The following is a 15,534-nucleotide window of genomic DNA, read 5'->3' as shown; positions in this document are numbered from 1 at the left end:
GGCTCAGCCCACGGGGGCGCGTGGCAGCTGCACGATGAACTCGGCCCCGCCCCCGGCGCGAGGGCGATACATCACGTCGCCGCGTTGAGCCCTGGCGAAGGTGCGCGCAATGGCGAGTCCCATGCCCATGCGCCCGCCGGACGCGACGGTGTCGCCGGTTGCACCGGCCGCCGCGGAAGGACGCGATTGCAGCGGCACAAAGAGCCGGTCCAGCTCCTGCTCGCCAACGCCGGGGCCGCGGTCGGCCACGGCAAGTTCCACGGTGGACGGCGTCGCGGACACCGTCACGTCGATCGGTGCACCGGCGGGTGCATAGCGCACCGCATTCTGCAGCAGGTTGCCAAGCACCTGCATGGTGAGCGTCAGGTCGCACCGGGCCACGATCCCCTCCTGCCGGGTGACCACGTCCACGCGCCGCCCGGCAAGCACCCCCGCCGATGAACGCAGCGCGGTGTGCACCAGCGCGGTCGCGTCATGCACGTCGAGCGCCAGCATGCTGCCGCCACCCTCCGCCGCGAAGCGCTGCAAGGTGGCAATGTACTCGCCCAACCGTTGCGCTTCCTCATGGACGCGTGACAGCGCCACGTCGGCGGTGAATCCGGCCGCCGGGTCGGAGAGCAGCGACAAGGTCGACACGGGGGAGCGGAGATCGTGGGCGAGGGAGCTCAGCAGGGCATTCTTGAGGCGGTCGGCCTCACGCATTACGCGGGCGGTGGACGCTTCACGTTCGAGCTGAAGCCGTTCGGCGCTCAGGCGCTCCACCTCGCGCGTGCGCTCCTCGGCGATTCGCGTGGCCGCGCGCTGCTTGGCGAACAGCTCGGAGAGCATCCACCCCGTGATCACGAACCCCGCCAGCAGTACGCCATCGAGCTGCGTGGCCGCACGCAGCGTGAACCGCGGCGGCACGTAGAACCACTTCACAGCGAGATAACTCAGCCCCACCATGGTCATGGAGAGCGCACGCCCCTCCTGACGACTGGCCATGATCACCAGAACGAGGTAAGCCAGCACCGCATGCGCCACGCGGATGTCCGGCAACCCGGAGGCCGCGTACAGCAGCACCGTCGTGACGGCGTAGACCCCAAGCCATACGGCCCACAGCCCAACGCGCGACCGGGTCACCGCGGGCCATTGAAACGGTATCCAACCCCTGGCTCGGTGATGATGAGGCTGGGGACCTGCGGATTGGGCTCGATCTTGCGCCGCAGATGGGTAATGTGCACGCGCACATGGGTCGAGTAGTCACCGAACTCCCGATCCCACACGATGTCCCACAGCTGCTTCGGCGACACCGGGCGCCCTCCCTGCAGTACGAGCGCACGCAGCAGGGCCCACTCGGTCGGGGTCAGCCGTTGGGGCACGCCGTTGCGCACGACACGCTGCGAGACGAGGTCGATCTCGACCCCGTCGACGAGCACGCGCGCCCACGACCGGGCGGCCTGTGAGGTGGCGGAGCGCCGCAGCTGTCCGCGAACCCGCGCGAGCAGCTCGGCTGCACCGCACGGCTTGATGAGGAAATCGTCCGCACCGGCGTCGAGCAGCGCCACCTTCGCGTCCTCGCTGTCGCGCCCCGAGAGCACGATCACCGGCACGTCGGTCACGGCACGCAGCTTGGTCACCAACTCCGTCCCGTCCCCGTCGGGGAGGCCGAGATCGAGCACGATCAGGTCTGGCTGCGCCTGGGCGGTTTCGCGGAAGGCGTCGGCCAGGGTGGCGGCGGTGCGTACGTCGGGGCAGAGCGCCCCCAGGGTGTGCGCCACGGCTGCTCGCAGCGCGTCATCATCTTCGACGACGAGAATGCGTTCGGGATCGACCGACTCACCGTGAGGGAGCGTCATGTCGCGGCAGATCGAGGCGTGTGCGGGAGCAGGGCCCTGGGGCCCGCATCGGGCCGGTGCAGTGCGCACGGCCACGGTCACCTGACAATCCTAACCCGGCGCGGGCAGCAACGACAAACCGCTGAAGGCCGCACTCCTTCAGCGCGTCAAGCGTCCTGTGTGACGAGGGGGGCGCCGCACGGCGGCATGGGTGCGGGCATCCTCCACCACGAACGCCTGCTTGCCGGCCACGGTCAACTGGCAGAAGGATCACGCCATCGGCGGTCTTCCCGCTCCGTCCGGGCCTGTGCTGAGGACAGGAATCAGCAGGAGGGCACCGGTTCCATGGCGTCCGGGAGGTACGACGAAAGGCCCACGCGGCCGGCACTTGTGCGCCGGCCGCGTGGGCAGGTCATGAGTCCTTCAGCCTATGCCGGGGCCGAGATCGTGCTCGCGTCGATGACGAAGCGATAGCGCACGTCGGAGCGCAGCATGCGCTCGTACGCCGCGTTCACGGCGTCGGCAGCAATGAGTTCGATGTCGGCGGTGATGCCGTGGGCGCCGCAGAAATCCAGCATTTCCTGCGTTTCGGCGATGCCGCCGATCAGCGAACCGGCGAGGCGGCGGCGTTTCATGATGAAGGTGAACGCTCCCGGCGACGGATGCGGCTCGGGCGAACCGCCAAGGAGCACGAGGGTCCCGTCCAGTCGCAGCAACTGCATCTCGCCCTCGAGGTCGTGCGGCGTCCCCACGGTGTCGATGATGACGTCAAGGGAGTTGCGCAGCCCCTTCATGGCCTGCTTGTCGCGCGACAGCACCACCTCGTGGGCCCCCAACCGCAGGGCATCCTCCGCCTTGCCGGGGGAGGTCGTGAGCACCACCACGTGCGCGCCGAGCGCCCGCGCCAGCTTCACGGCCATGTGTCCCAGCCCCCCAATACCCACCACCGCCACGCGCGACCCGGGCCCGACCTTCCACTGCCGCAGCGGCGACCAGGTGGTGATACCGGCGCAGAGCAGCGGGGCAACCGCTGCCGGATCGAGATTCTCGGGGACGCGCAGCACGAACTGCTCGTGGACCACCACGTCGGTGGCATACCCGCCCTGGGTGGGGCGTCCGGTTTCCTGCTCGATGCTGCCGTAGGTGCCCGTCATGCCGTTGTCACAGTACTGCTCGAGGCCATCCGCGCAGGGCTGGCACTGCTGGCAGCTGTTCACCATGCAGCCCACCCCCACCAGATCGCCCGCCTTCCACCGCGTGACGGCAGGGCCGACCTGTTCCACGCGCCCCACGATTTCGTGGCCGGGAACCTGTGGATAAGCGCACGGTCCCCATTCGCCACGCACCGTGTGCAGGTCGGAGTGGCAGATTCCGCAGAAGTGAATCCGGATGTGCACGTCGTGGGCGCCAAGGTCGCGGCGCTCGAAGCGCCACGGGGCCAGGGGTCCGGCCGCATCGTAGGCGGCAATGCCGATGGTGGGTATCATATCTCTAAACGTGCAGCCGTCGTCGTGCGTTTTCCATCCGTATCTCGTCGCACGGCCGTGACGGCCAATGCGTACCGATTCCCATCCCCCCCTCTCCATGTCCTTTTCACGATTCGTCCCACGGCTTGCCGCGGTGACAGGCGGCCTCGTGCTGCAGGGCGCCCTGCTGACCACCCCGCTCGGTGCCCAGGCGCTCGATTCCGCCACGACCGCCGGGCTGCGATGGCGCACCGTGGGACCGGCCAACTTCATGGGCCGTCTCTCCGATGTCGTGGGCATTCCGAGCCCGTCCAAGACCGTGTTCGTCGCGGCCGCCGGCGGCGGCATCTGGAAGAGCACCAACAACGGCATCACCTGGCGCCCCGTCTTCGACGACAAGCGCATCATCTCCATGGGGATGCTGGCGATTGCGCCGAGTGACACTCAGCAGGTCTGGGCCGGGACGGGCGAGCCGAACTCGCGCAACTCCATTGAGCCGGGCGGCGGCATCTTCAAGAGCACCGATGGCGGCATCAGCTGGAAGCCGTCGGGACTCGAGAAGACGGAGCACATCGGTCGCATTGCGGTGCACCCCACCAACCCCAATGTCGTGTTCGTGGCCGCCCTCGGGGCCGCGTGGCGTTCGAACCCGGACCGTGGTCTTTACAAGACGACCGACGGCGGCCAGACGTGGAAGCTGGTGAAGTTCATCAGCGACAAGGCGGGCTTCGTGGATGTCGCCATTCACCCGAAGAACCCCAATATCGTGTTCGCCACGGCATGGGAGCGCCGTCGCACACCCTACTCGCTCTTCTCCGGCGGCCCGGGGTCGGGGCTGTGGAAGAGCGCCGATGGTGGTGACACGTGGACCGAGGTGAAGGGCGGCGGGTTCCCGGCCGGCTACAAGGGGCGCATGAGCCTCGACATCAACCTCGCCAACCCCGACATCATGTACATGATGATCGAGGCGGCCGAGAACGCCACCGGCCCCATCGTGGGGCAACGGAATCCCAAGCTGAACGGTCTCTGGAAGAGCACCGACGGTGGCGCGACGTGGGCGCAGATGAACAACATCAACGTGCGCCCGTTCTACTACTCGCAGGTGCGCAGCGATCCGCGGAATGCCGATCGCGTGTATTTCTCGAGCACCGAACTGCAGCTGTCGGAAGACGGCGGCAAGACGTCACGCAATGCCGCGCAGAACGTGCACGTCGACGATCACGGCATCTGGATCGACCCCAATGATCCGCAGCGCTGGTTCCTCGCGAACGACGGCGGCGTGGCCATCACGTACGATGCCGGCGGCAACTTCCTGCAGCCGCAGAACCTGCCCATCGCGCAGTTCTACGAGGTCGCCTTCGACAATGCGGTGCCGTACAACATTTGCGGTGGCGCGCAGGATAACGGCACGTGGTGCGGCCCCAGTCGGCGCCGGGTGAGCCAGACGACGCTGGGCTATTGGTACACGATCTCGGGTGGTGACGGCTTCTACGCCGCGATGGATCCGACCGACCCCAACATCGTGTACGGCGAGTCGCAAGGCGGCAACGTGTCGCGTCTCAACCTCAAGACGGGGGAGCGCTACGGCTTCCAGAAGCCCTCCTGGCAGCCGAAGTACAAGGAGTGGGAGGACAGCATTGCCGCGGTGCGCGGGGATCCGCTCAAGCCGGCCAGCAAGGCGCAACTCACGGCCATTGCCGGCTTGCGCAAGCTGCAGGCGCGGGATTCGGCCGACCTGAGCCTGCGCTACAACTGGAACTCCCCGTTCTTCATTTCGCCGCACAACGCCGCGGTGATCTACTTCGCCGGCAACCGCGTGCTGAAGTCGTCGCAGCGCGGCGCCGACCTGCAGATCATCTCGCCCGATCTCTCGCGCCAGCTCACCGCCAAGCTCGACACCGCGCTGCGGCTCACCGGCGGCATCACGCTCGACGCCACGGGCGCCGAGACCTACGGCACGGTGGTGGCGCTCGAGGAGAGCCCGGCCAAGCCGGGGCTGCTGTACGCCGGTACCGATGACGGCAACGTGTGGCGCACCACCAACGATGGCGGCACCTGGGAGAACATCGGCAAGAACATTGCCGGTTTGCCGAATGGTGGTGAGGTGTACGTCACGCGCATCGAGGCGTCGGCGTTCGATCCGAACGTGGTGTACGTGGCCTTCGACAACCATCGCAACGGCGACTTCAAGCCGTATCTGTTCGTGTCGAAGGATGGCGGCAAGTCGTTCAGCAGCATCGTGAACAACCTGCCGGCCGATGGCAACGCCGACTTCCTGCACGTCGTGCGGGAGGATCCGAACAACGCCGAGGTGCTCTACGTGGGCTCGTCGCTCAGCGTCTACGCCTCCATCGATCGCGGGGCCAACTGGTTCAAGCTGGCGGCCGGGTTGCCGAGCGTGCCGGTGTACGACCTGCAGGTGCATCCGCGCGACAAGGAACTCATCGCCGCCACGCACGGACGCGGATTCTGGATCGTGGACGTGGCGCCGCTCTCGCAGATGACCAAGGCGGTGGCCGCGAAGCCGGTGCACCTGTTCACGCCGCGGACCGCGTTCCAGTGGGGTGAGGAGCCACTGCGCGGGGCCAGCGGCAACGGCAACGCCCAAGGCTTCTTCGCCACCCCCAACCCGGCCTACGGGGCGAACATCAGCTACCGCATCACGCAGGCCGGCTCCCCGGCGCGCATCAGCGTGCTCAACGCCGTGGGCGACACCATCTCCACCATCACCGGCCCCGGGAGCGTGGGGCTGCATACGGTGACCTGGAACTTCGGTGTTACTGGCCGTGCGCCGGCGCGTACGCCGCTTTCCGCCAGCGAGAAGCGTGACAGCATTCTGCGCGCGGTGCGCATGCCGCAGGTGCTGGACTCGCTCACCAAGGCGAAGTACGACAGCACGGCCCTCGCCCTGGCCAAGCAGCTGCTCAACCCGCCGGCGGGCGGCGCGAACTTCCGTGTCGGTGGTGGTGCGGGTCGGGCGGCCGCGGGGCCGTGCGAGCGCCCGCTCACGCAGTGGGAGCCGTTCTGTGCCCGGCCGGCGGAAGCCACGCCGCGCCCGGGCGGTGCCGCCGCTGCCGGGCCGAACCTGGCCGAGCTGCAGCAGCGCGCGCAGCAGCTGCAGAATGCCGCCAGCAACCCGGCGGTACGCAAGGTCTTTGAGCTGATCGGCTTGCCGCTTCCCGCCCAGGGACGCGGGTTCGGCGGCTTCGGTGGGGGGGGCAGCACGGCCACGACGGGTGACTACGGCGTGGTCCTGCAAATCGGCAACACCATTCAGAAGACCACCCTGCGGGTCGAGAACATGGGCGGGGTCGGCGGTGCCAATCCGTTCGGCTTCGAGGACGAAGGCGACCGCCGGTAAACGCTGGGGGTGCCGCAGGGCGGAACGCCGGGTCGACGCCGTTTGGCGTCGGCCCGGCGTTCGTGCATGGGCCCCATCGGCCTCTGGGAACCGGCGTGCCCAGGGGCGAGATTTCCCTCGCCTTCCCTCATGAGGTGTTGTGCGCGAGTATCGATTTCAGGCCACGAACGAAACCATGGAGGCCCTGCGCAAGTTGCGTGGGGCGTGGCGCGGCATCTCCATCGCCGAGCACGAAGTCACCGTCGTGCTCCGCGATGGGCAGGCGGTGCGGGTGGGGCTCGACGCGGCCGATGTGGAAGCGCTCTTTGATGCGTATCGCATCCGGGCCGAGCTGGAGCCGACCAGCGGTGTGCTCGGCGTGCCCGTCGAGGACTTCATCGATGGCAACAACGACATCGTGCTGTTCACCGGCGTCACGTGGAGTGAACCGCACGGCAGCGTGCAGGTGGAGGGGATGAGCGAGAATTCCGCCATGCACTTCTCCGGACACCCCGGGCAGCTGTCGGAGACTGCCGAAGTGGTGTGCATCACGACCGATGCGTTCGTCGTGGCCAGCTCCGCTGGCCGCGGCATGCTCGTTCGCACCGGCCTGCGCCCCGGGTCCATCGAGGTGGAGCGGAACCCGGAGAAGGTGCGGGCGTTTTTGCTGGAGCGCGGCTACGAAGAGTAGGCGGGGGGGGCGCCGGGCGCGGGGCGCCCGGCGGGAACGGCGTTGTGAGGGGACAGCGTAAAGGGTTGCCTCCCAACCGGACAGCGTTACCGGCACCTGCTTACGCGGTGCCGTTGGGTGGCAACCCTTTACGCTGTTCGCCCTTAACGCCGTTCGCTGTTCTTGTCCCGCGCGTGGTATTCCTGCACGGTGCGGATCAATCCGTGCAGCATCTTGCAGACGGCAACACGCTTGCTTTCGCACCGACGGAACTGATCCAGCGGCAGCGCATGAACGCGCCGTGCGACCATCAGGTGCGCACCGACTTCGTCTGCCGATCTGAGTGCAATGCGCAAGCATTGCACGAACTCCGGCCGTGAGCCTCTGGCGCCTTCGGCAATGTTGGCCGGTATGGCATCCGTTGCCCGAAGCAATTGATTGCGCAGCCTTGGCACTCGTCGCACGTCGAGGTGGGCAGCCGCGGCGTGGACGGTGTCGACCAATAGCAGAGACGCGTCGAGCACTTTCAGATTCCGGAGATCGGTCATACGGCACGTTAGTGCCGGACCGATCGAGACGTCGCACCGAAACGCTGCCGGTGGTGGCATATAAACGCGCAAGACGGGCGCCCGGCGCTGGGCGCCGGGCGGGAACGGCGTTATGTGGGGACAGCGTAAAGAGTTGCCACCCAACAGGACAGCGTTACCGGCACCTGCTTACGCCGTGCCGTTGGGTGGCAACCCTTAACGCCGTTCGCCCTTTACGCCGTTCACGCGCCAACGGCGCGCCCCCTATTTCCGTGCCCGCGTGAACACCACGTAGTCCGCCTTCGCCGCGTGCTCGCTACCGTTCGCGTTCGACAGGTCGGACACCGGGACGGCCGAGAGCACGATACTGCTGGCCTTGGGAACACGGCGGCGCGCCCGCTCGGCGGTGCCGAGTCCGAAGTCACTGTGGAAGGCCCCGTCGACATGGAAGATCACCGATCCTTTGGGGGCGCGGGCGAAGGCTTCGGCAATCGCCTCGCCCATGGCTTCGTCCTTCACGCACTGGGCTTCGTAGAAGCGATCGGTCATCTGCGCCATCGCGGCCGCATCAGCGGCGGTCGGTGGCCCGCCGCCGGCGCCGTGCCCCTTCATGGTTTCGGCGAACTTGTCGTAGTACGTGTCCTTGGGGCACGCGTGCTGTTTCGCCATGAATCCGCGGTCGCGGGCATTCATGGTGTCGAGCACGGCCAGCCCGCGTCGACTCACCGCACTCGCCAGCCGGCGCGGCACGTTGGCGGCCACAACGGGCCACCCGCGCACCCGCGCGAGTTCCACCAGCGGGCGGTAGTCGGTGACGTACCGATCCCAGGGGCGGGCGCCAGCGAGGAAGTTTTCCTCCGAGATGGTGCCCTTGAGATACTGATCGAGCAACGGCTGGACGTCGCGCTCGAACATCTCCAGCGTCACCACCACATGCGGACGCCGTTCGCCCAACGCCGCCAGCACGGCATGCTCGGCGGCATGCGTCGTGGGGTCGTCGTGCTGCTCGCCGAAGAACACCAGGTCGCGTGTGGCGATGACCTCGGCGAACTGCTTGAAGGAAACGAAACGCCCCGACTTGCTCTCGTAGATGCGCACCGCCGGGTCGGGGGTGAGTTCAGCCACGTAGGTGCGGCGACCGCCACCGGGCAGGCAGGCGGTGGTGAACAGCGACAACACGCCGAGCACGAGGGCAGCAGGAGGACGCCGGAGCATGCGAGGAGGGGCCGTGGGGCAGAGGGGCGGCAGAATGGCCGCTCCGGATAATGTAGCGTGGCGTGGGCCACCTCAGCCCGCAGGCGCTGATCCGGGACGTGTCACGGCGTTCTCACGCTCCTCTGGCGTGTGCGCCAACGTCTGCGCTAACGTCTGCGCCATGCTTCCGCTGATCGGGATTCTCATTGTCATCGTCGGCTTCGCGCTGCGCCTCAACGCGCTCCTCGTCGTCACACTCGCTGGACTCGCCACGGGGGTGGCCAGCGGGCAGCCGCTCCTCGACGTGGTGGCGGCCTTTGGTCGAGCCTTCGCCGACAGTCGCTACATCGCCATTGTGTGGCTCGCGCTCCCGGTCATCGGCCTTGCCGAACGCTCAGGGCTCAAGGAGCGCTCCCGTGACGTGATCAGTCGGATCAGCGCCGCCACGGCGGGACGCGTGCTGCTGGTCTACCTCGCCTTGCGGCAGATCACCTCAGCACTCGGGCTCGTCTCGCTCGGCGGCCACGCCCAGATGGTGCGGCCGCTCGTGGCGCCCATGGCGGAAGGGGCCGCCGACAACACGCACGCCTCGCTGCCGGCGCCGACGCGGGAACGCATCCGCGCCATGGCGGCGGGCGCCGACAATGTGGGACTGTTCTTCGGGGAAGATGTGTTCGTGGCCATCGGCTCCATCCTGCTCATCCGCGGCTTCCTCGAACAGAACGGTATCGCGGTCGAGCCGCTGCAGCTCGCGCGGTGGGCCATCCCCACGGCGGTTATCGCCTTTGCGGTGCATGGCGCACGGCTGCTGCTCCTCGACCGCCGCATTGCGCGCGAGGTGGCGGCCGCCCAGCAGCCGGAAGGCACACCGTGATTACCCTCGAGGCCGTATACCTGCTCATGGGGCTCCTCACCGGTGGCATCACGCTCGTCAACGCGCGCGATGACAGCAATCCCCGGCGGTGGCGTACCACCGTCTTCTGGGGAACGTACACCGTGCTCTTCCTCGCGGGCTCGTACGTGGGCGACCTGGTGAACGGCGTGCTGGTGCTCATCATGGTGGCCACGGCGGCCGCCGGCCTCGGACAAGGGACCCGCGAAACGACGACGGTCATCGAGCGCGTGGCGTCGGCGGCGCGCCACGGGAATCGCCTGTTCGTACCGGTGCTCGTGGTGCCGCTCGCCACCTTTGCCGGCAGCGTACTGCTCAAGGACTGGCAGATCGGCGGCCTGCCGGTGGTCGACCCGAAACAGGTTACGCAGATCGCGCTCGGCAGCGCCACAGTGCTGGGGCTGCTCGTTGCGCTGGTCATGCTGCGTCCGCCGGCGAGTGCGCCCATCGTGGAGGCGCGGCGCCTCATGGACAGCGTGGGATGGGCTGCCGTGCTGCCGCAGTCGCTGGCCGCCCTCGGGGCGCTTTTCGCCAGTGCCGGTGTGGGCAAGGCGGTCAGCACGCTCGCCACCACGTACCTGCCGCTCGGATCGCCACTGGCCGCCGTGGTCGCCTACGCGGTGGGGATGGCGCTCTTCACCATGATCATGGGCAACGCCTTCGCGGCGTTTCCGGTCATGACCGCAGGGATCGGGCTGCCGCTGGTGGTACAGCAGTTCGGCGGCGACGTGGTCATCGTGACCGCCGTGGGGATGCTCTCCGGATTCTGCGGCACACTCATGACCCCGATGGCCGCGAACTACAACATCGTGCCAGCCGCATTGCTCGAACTGCGGGATCGGTACGGCGTCATACGGGCGCAATGGCCCACGGCGCTCATCCTGCTTGCGGCCAACATCGTCCTCATGGGGGCCTTCGCCTTCCGCTGACCGCGGCGAGGTGTGGCGAGGTGTGGCGAGGTGTGGCGGGATGCCAGACCGCAGTAGTTTGCGGCATGCATCCCGAGACGGCTCTCCTGGTAACGCTCGCCGGCGCATTCGGCGTGGCGTTTCTCTTCGGCTTCGTGGCCGCGAAGCTCAAGCTGCCGCCGCTCGTCGGGTATCTCCTGGCGGGCATTGCCCTTGGCCCGCACTCGCCGGGGTTCGTTGCCGACGTCGCGCTCGCCGGCCAGCTGGCAGAGATCGGGGTGATCCTCCTGATGTTCGGGGTGGGGCTACACTTCTCCCCCGGCGATCTCAAGCGGGTGCAGGCCATCGTGGTGCCGGGCGCCACCTTGCAGATGGCGGTCGCTTTCGCGTTGGGTACCGGCCTTGCCCTGTGGTGGGGGTGGACGCCGGGAGCGGCGGTGGTCTTCGGGCTCTCGCTCTTCGTGGCCAGCACGGTGGTGGTGTTGCGGGTCCTCGAGGATCGCGGGATGCTCGACTCCGTCGACGGCCGCGTGGCCGTGGGCTGGCTGATCGTGGAGGATCTCGGCGTCGTATTCGCGCTGGTGCTGCTCCCCGCCATCCTGGGGGCCATCAGTGGCGACGGCAGCGCCGGAACCGCAGGCAACATTGCCAAGGTCGTGGCACTCACCGTCGTGAAGGTGGTGGCCTTCATCGCGCTCATGGGCGTCGTGGGGCGCCGCGCCGTACCGTGGCTGCTGACGCATGTCGCCCGCACCGGCTCCCGTGAGCTCTTCACGCTCGCCGTGCTCGCCGTGTCCCTGGGCGTGGCCATGGGCGCGGCGGCGCTCTTCGGCGTCTCGTTCGCGCTGGGGGCCTTCGTGGCCGGCGTCGTGATCAGCGAATCAGATCTCAGCTATCGCGCCGGTGCCGACGCGTTGCCCATGCAGGATGCCTTCGCCGTCATCTTCTTCGTATCCACGGGCATGCTGCTCGATCCGGGCATTCTGCTCAACGCTCCGGGCAAGCTGCTGGGGGTGCTGGGGGTGATTCTCGTCGGCAACGCCATCTGGTCGACGGTGCTCATGATCCTGCTCCGCCACCCGTTTGCCTCGGCGGTGCGCATTGGTGCTGCGTTCGGACAGATCGGTGAGTTCTCGTTCATCATGGCCGCCCTGGGCGTGTCACTCGGCGTCCTCGCCGAAGAAGGACGCAGCCTCATTCTTGCGGCCGCGCTCGTCTCGATCGTGCTCAACCCGCTGCTCGTCTGGGCGGCGGAGCAGCTCATCGGCTTCGTCTCGCGCTACCCCGCGCTACTCGACACGCTGGAGCGCCACAAGGCGCCGCGCATGGTGGCCACGGATCTGTTCATGGCCACCCCTGCCAACCACGTCATCGTGATCGGCTACGGCCGTGTGGGTCGCACCATCGGCGAGGCCTTTCAGCGCGTGGGGGTGCCGTTCGTGGCCATCGATCAGGACCGACGCGTGGTGGAAGCCATGCGCACGCTCGGCGTGGCGGCGGTGTACGGTGACGCCGCACGCCCGGGCATCCTCGAACATGCGCGCCCGGAGTTCGCGACGCTCCTGGTGGTGGCGACCCCCGATCCGTACCATGCCCGGCGCGTCATCGAACTGGCCCGGGCGCGCAATCCCGACATCGACATCATCGTGCGCACGCACGCCGATACCGAGCAGGAGTTCTTCGAACAGCTTGGAGTGGGGAAGGCGCTCATGGGCGAGCGGGAGCTCGCCTTTGGCATGGCGTATCACGCGTTGCGCTCGGCAGGGTGCGACGACGATCGTGCCGACGAGGTGATCGCGCAGCTGCGCGGGGGCGGGCGCATGCCCACGCGCGAGTTCTCGCAGATGCTGATGACCGGCGAGGCGCCTGCTCCCCGGACGTAGCGCGGTCGCGATCCGCGCTACAGTGCCGTGATGCCGGCGCGGCCGTGCTCGAGGCGCCAGCTCGATGCCGTAGCGATGGGTGCCCCGGGTTTGTCCACGAACGGCACGCTGCGATAGTCGGCGCGCCACGTGTCGGTGTTCACCGTGCACGTCACGTAGCCGCGGCGATTCTCGAACCACTTGAGGTGCGGATTCTCCCGCTTCATGTCGTCGAGTCGTGCCGGGGGGACCGGGCCGCCGTTCCCTCCCGAGGCAATGCTGGTGCCCACGAATTCAGCGGCCACCACCGGCCGGTCGGGTCGCGAGAAATCACTGCGCAGCTCGTTCACCCAGTTGCTGTGAATGTCGCCGGTGATCGCGACCGTGCGATTGGGAGCCCGCTTGGCGATCTCGCCGAGCAAGCGGTCGCGCGCGGCCGGATAGCCGCTCCACTGATCCATACTGGTGCGCACCTCGTCGCCTTCGGCCGCATCGTACGGCCCCATCATCACTTGCTGCGCGAGCACCTGCCAGCGTGACCGCGAGCTGTCGAGTCCCTTCAGCAGCCATGATTCCTGCGCCGCGCCAAGGAGTCCGCGTCGCGGGTCACGTGCCTCGTCACAGAAGGGCTGCGTACCATCGCCGCACGCCTGATCATCCCGGTACTGGCGGGTATCCAGCACCCAGAAGCGCGCCAGCGCGCCCCAGTTGATCGTGCGGGTGATGGAGAGATCGGCCCACGATTGCACCCGAGGCACGCGCACGGGCTGGTGTTCCCACCACGCCTGGTAGGCAGCAGCACGCCGAGCCCGCATCTGCTCGGTGCTTTCCATGGTGTTCTCGCCCACGAGCCCCGCGTAGTTGTTGTCCACCTCGTGATCATCCCACGTCACCACCCAGGGGCAACGCCGGTGGGCCGCCTGCAGCAGGGGATCGGACTTGTACTGCGCATACCGCCGCCGATAGTCGTCGAGCGTGCGAATCTCGAGCCCGTGGTGCATGCGCACACCGCGCGGGTTGCCGGCATACTCGTAGATGTAATCGCCCAGGTGCGCCACCAGATCGAGCTCTTCGCGGGCCATATGTTCGTAGGCGGTGAAGAGTCCCTGCTCCCAGTTCTGACAGCTCGCAAAGGCAAATGCGAGCGGCGTCACGGCGCCATCGGCGGGCGTGGTGCGCAAACGTCCCACCTGGCTCACCGCGCCGCCGGAGCGAAAGCGGTAGAAGTACCAGCGGTCGGGGAGCAGCCCCGTGACGTCGATATGCACGCTGAAGGAGAGTTCGGGCGCCGCCGTGGCGCGCCCCTTCTGCACGACCTTCGTGAACCCCTCATCGTCAGCCACCTCCCAGTCCACGGTGACCCGTGTCCCCTCCATGCCGCCATCCGGTTCGAAGGGACGGGGGGCAAGACGAGTCCACAGGACGCCACCGGTGGGGGTCGGGTCGCCGGAGGCCACCCCCAGGGCGAACGGATCGTCGACAAACCGGGGACGGGAGGTGACGCGCCAGACGTTCGGGACGACGGCGCAGAGCGCGGCGTAGCGCGCGAGATCGGAGACGAAGAGGCGGCGGTCCATGCCTGAAGGCTACGCCAGGGCGCGCGGAACGCGAGAGGGCCCGTGGCCGAAACCATTGCTTGGCACCATCGCGTTACCACTCCATGACATCACCGTCGCTTTCCCGGGGAGAGGGGTTCGGCCCACTCAGCTACGCCCGCTCCCGTCTCTACCTCGGCATCTCGGGGGTTGGCACCGCGGTGCTGGCCGCCACGTGCCTGCTGGTCTTCGATATCCCGCAGGCCGGCTTCGCCACGACCGACGGGCAATCCGTGGGGCGCGCGCTCTTCGGCATTGGCATCTTCTTTGTGATGGTGCAGGCCCTGTTCTTTCTCTTCGACCTGCTGGGCGGGGCGTTGGTGGTACGCCGCAAGGACCATGCGCCGCTCTGGCTGACACTCTGGATGCGCGGCGCGGCCGTGCAATGGGCCGTGTGGATGCTGTCTGCGGCCACCCTCATGGTGACTGCGCGGTCGGCCGGACCGCTTGCGACGGTCGGCGCGTTCGTGGGCATGCAACTGCTGCTCGCCCAGCTGCGTGGTCCGTTCGCCCGCCTCATCGCCCCGCTGCGCGTGCAGAGCACACCGCCGGTGTTTGCCCAGGCGGCCGAGATGGCGGGAATCGACGTGAAACGACTGCAGGTGGTGGACACCTCGGACGAGGGGTTCGTGGGCGGATGGAGCGGAATCCTGCCGCGCCTGCTGGTGGTGCCGCGTCGTTGGGAACTGCTGCCGGTGGACGCGTTGGCGGCCCAGCTGGCGCGTCGGCAGGCGGTCGCCGCGAGCGGCGCGCACGTGCGCGGGGTGCTTGGCGCGATCGCATGGAATACGCTGGGGTTCGTGATCGTGCAGCAGCTCGCCAGCAGCACCCCCGCCACCGCGGAGGGGCTCGTGACGCTCATGGCCGGCATGACCCTGTGGGCCTTTGCGGGAGTCCTGCTGCTCCCCACGCCCTCCCGGGCCGCGGTCTACGCCGCCGATCAGGCCGCGTCGGCCACGGTGGGACGCGCGTCGGTGCAATCGAGCATCGAGCGGCTCGACCGGTGGCAGGATGACGAACCCACCCGCTCCCCACTCATCGAGCGCATTTTCCACCCTGTACCGGCCCGGGCCAATCGGCTGCAGCGCCTCTCGCGCGCCGAAGCGGGCGGACGGCGTCCCGTGCACGCGCATCATTTGGCGCGCCACGCGCTGTGGCTGGGCTGGGGAGCGCTCACCCCCATCTCGCGCGCCGTACACTGCAATGTGGGGCGCACCGCGCTCTGGGCCATGCTCCCCGGCGACTGAGCGGTCGGCTGCCGTC

12 protein-coding genes are annotated in these 15,534 nt (G+C 68.1%); 6 read left to right on the top strand and 6 right to left on the bottom strand.

All coding sequences use genetic code 11. The annotated features are described in order from the left end of the window. Positions 1-3 precede the first annotated feature (3 nt). The 3 genes from O9271_RS01105 to O9271_RS01095 form a co-directional block, all read right to left on the bottom strand. Positions 4-1,122: an ATP-binding protein gene (locus tag O9271_RS01105; protein ID WP_298265345.1), complete on the bottom strand. Its 1,119-nt coding sequence runs from the start codon at positions 1,120-1,122 to the stop codon at positions 4-6. Further along, positions 1,119-1,838 carry a response regulator transcription factor gene (locus O9271_RS01100; RefSeq protein WP_298265343.1) on the bottom strand — a complete coding sequence of 240 codons (720 nt, stop codon included), beginning with the start codon at positions 1,836-1,838 and terminating at the stop codon, positions 1,119-1,121. The genes O9271_RS01105 and O9271_RS01100 overlap by 4 nt, the downstream gene beginning before the upstream one ends. Before the next feature lie 407 nt (positions 1,839-2,245). After that, the gene (locus O9271_RS01095) at positions 2,246-3,304 is read right to left on the bottom strand and encodes an NAD(P)-dependent alcohol dehydrogenase (RefSeq protein ID WP_298265341.1); all 1,059 of its coding nucleotides are present in this window, start codon (positions 3,302-3,304) and stop codon (positions 2,246-2,248) included. A gap of 97 nt (positions 3,305-3,401) precedes the next feature. Between O9271_RS01095 and O9271_RS01090 the strand changes: the two genes are divergently transcribed. Both O9271_RS01090 and O9271_RS01085 read left to right on the top strand, forming a co-directional pair. Next, positions 3,402-6,644 carry a sialidase family protein gene (locus O9271_RS01090; RefSeq protein ID WP_298265338.1) on the top strand — a complete coding sequence of 1,081 codons (3,243 nt, stop codon included), beginning with the start codon at positions 3,402-3,404 and terminating at the stop codon, positions 6,642-6,644. Between the two features lie 139 nt (positions 6,645-6,783). Beyond that, the gene (locus O9271_RS01085) at positions 6,784-7,314 is read left to right on the top strand and encodes a hypothetical protein (RefSeq protein ID WP_298265336.1); all 531 of its coding nucleotides are present in this window, start codon (positions 6,784-6,786) and stop codon (positions 7,312-7,314) included. 143 nt (positions 7,315-7,457) lie between these two features. Here the strand turns inward: O9271_RS01085 and O9271_RS01080 are convergent, their stop codons facing one another. Beyond that, positions 7,458-7,841 (bottom strand): four helix bundle protein, encoded by a 384-nt coding sequence (locus O9271_RS01080; RefSeq protein ID WP_298265334.1) that lies wholly within the window; start codon positions 7,839-7,841, stop codon positions 7,458-7,460. Positions 7,842-8,084: 243 nt separating this feature from the next. Then, positions 8,085-9,035: a ChaN family lipoprotein gene (locus O9271_RS01075; protein ID WP_298265332.1), complete on the bottom strand. Its 951-nt coding sequence runs from the start codon at positions 9,033-9,035 to the stop codon at positions 8,085-8,087. A 160-nt stretch (positions 9,036-9,195) separates the two neighbouring features. Here O9271_RS01075 and O9271_RS01070 point away from each other — a divergent pair, with 160 nt between their 5' ends. From O9271_RS01070 to O9271_RS01060, 3 genes are all read left to right on the top strand, one after another. Beyond that, positions 9,196-9,888: a DUF969 domain-containing protein gene (locus O9271_RS01070; RefSeq protein WP_298265330.1), complete on the top strand. Its 693-nt coding sequence runs from the start codon at positions 9,196-9,198 to the stop codon at positions 9,886-9,888. Continuing rightward, on the top strand, positions 9,885-10,835 hold the full coding sequence (locus O9271_RS01065) for a DUF979 domain-containing protein (protein ID WP_298265328.1): 951 nt from the start codon (positions 9,885-9,887) through the stop codon (positions 10,833-10,835). Before O9271_RS01070 ends, O9271_RS01065 begins: the two co-directional genes overlap by 4 nt. A gap of 65 nt (positions 10,836-10,900) precedes the next feature. Continuing rightward, a complete protein-coding gene (locus O9271_RS01060; RefSeq protein WP_298265326.1) occupies positions 10,901-12,697 on the top strand; it encodes a cation:proton antiporter in 1,797 nt (598 codons plus the stop codon). Positions 12,698-12,714: 17 nt separating this feature from the next. Here O9271_RS01060 and O9271_RS01055 read toward each other — a convergent pair whose 3' ends face one another. Next, entirely contained in the window at positions 12,715-14,253 is a 1,539-nt protein-coding gene (locus O9271_RS01055; RefSeq protein ID WP_298265324.1) for an alkaline phosphatase D family protein, read from the bottom strand. Positions 14,254-14,336: 83 nt separating this feature from the next. Here O9271_RS01055 and O9271_RS01050 point away from each other — a divergent pair, with 83 nt between their 5' ends. Further along, entirely contained in the window at positions 14,337-15,518 is a 1,182-nt protein-coding gene (locus O9271_RS01050; protein WP_298265322.1) for a hypothetical protein, read from the top strand. The last annotated feature ends 16 nt before the right edge of the window (positions 15,519-15,534 follow it).

Origin of the sequence: Gemmatimonas sp., from assembly GCF_027531815.1 — a bacterium.
Classification (GTDB): Bacteria; Gemmatimonadota; Gemmatimonadetes; order Gemmatimonadales; family Gemmatimonadaceae; genus Gemmatimonas.
Note: the sequence above shows the minus strand (reverse complement) of the source record. Positions and strands in the feature narration are given on the sequence as shown.

Coding starts and splice junctions, on each gene's coding strand:
- O9271_RS01100 (WP_298265343.1), bottom strand. CDS start 1,838: ATGACGCTCCCTCACGGTGAGTCGGTCGATCCCGAACGCATTCTCGTC.
- O9271_RS01095 (WP_298265341.1), bottom strand. CDS start 3,304: ATGATACCCACCATCGGCATTGCCGCCTACGATGCGGCCGGACCCCTG.
- O9271_RS01090 (WP_298265338.1), top strand. CDS start 3,402: ATGTCCTTTTCACGATTCGTCCCACGGCTTGCCGCGGTGACAGGCGGC.
- O9271_RS01080 (WP_298265334.1), bottom strand. CDS start 7,841: ATGACCGATCTCCGGAATCTGAAAGTGCTCGACGCGTCTCTGCTATTG.
- O9271_RS01075 (WP_298265332.1), bottom strand. CDS start 9,035: ATGCTCCGGCGTCCTCCTGCTGCCCTCGTGCTCGGCGTGTTGTCGCTG.
- O9271_RS01070 (WP_298265330.1), top strand. CDS start 9,196: ATGCTTCCGCTGATCGGGATTCTCATTGTCATCGTCGGCTTCGCGCTG.
- O9271_RS01060 (WP_298265326.1), top strand. CDS start 10,901: ATGCATCCCGAGACGGCTCTCCTGGTAACGCTCGCCGGCGCATTCGGC.
- O9271_RS01055 (WP_298265324.1), bottom strand. CDS start 14,253: ATGGACCGCCGCCTCTTCGTCTCCGATCTCGCGCGCTACGCCGCGCTC.
- O9271_RS01050 (WP_298265322.1), top strand. CDS start 14,337: ATGACATCACCGTCGCTTTCCCGGGGAGAGGGGTTCGGCCCACTCAGC.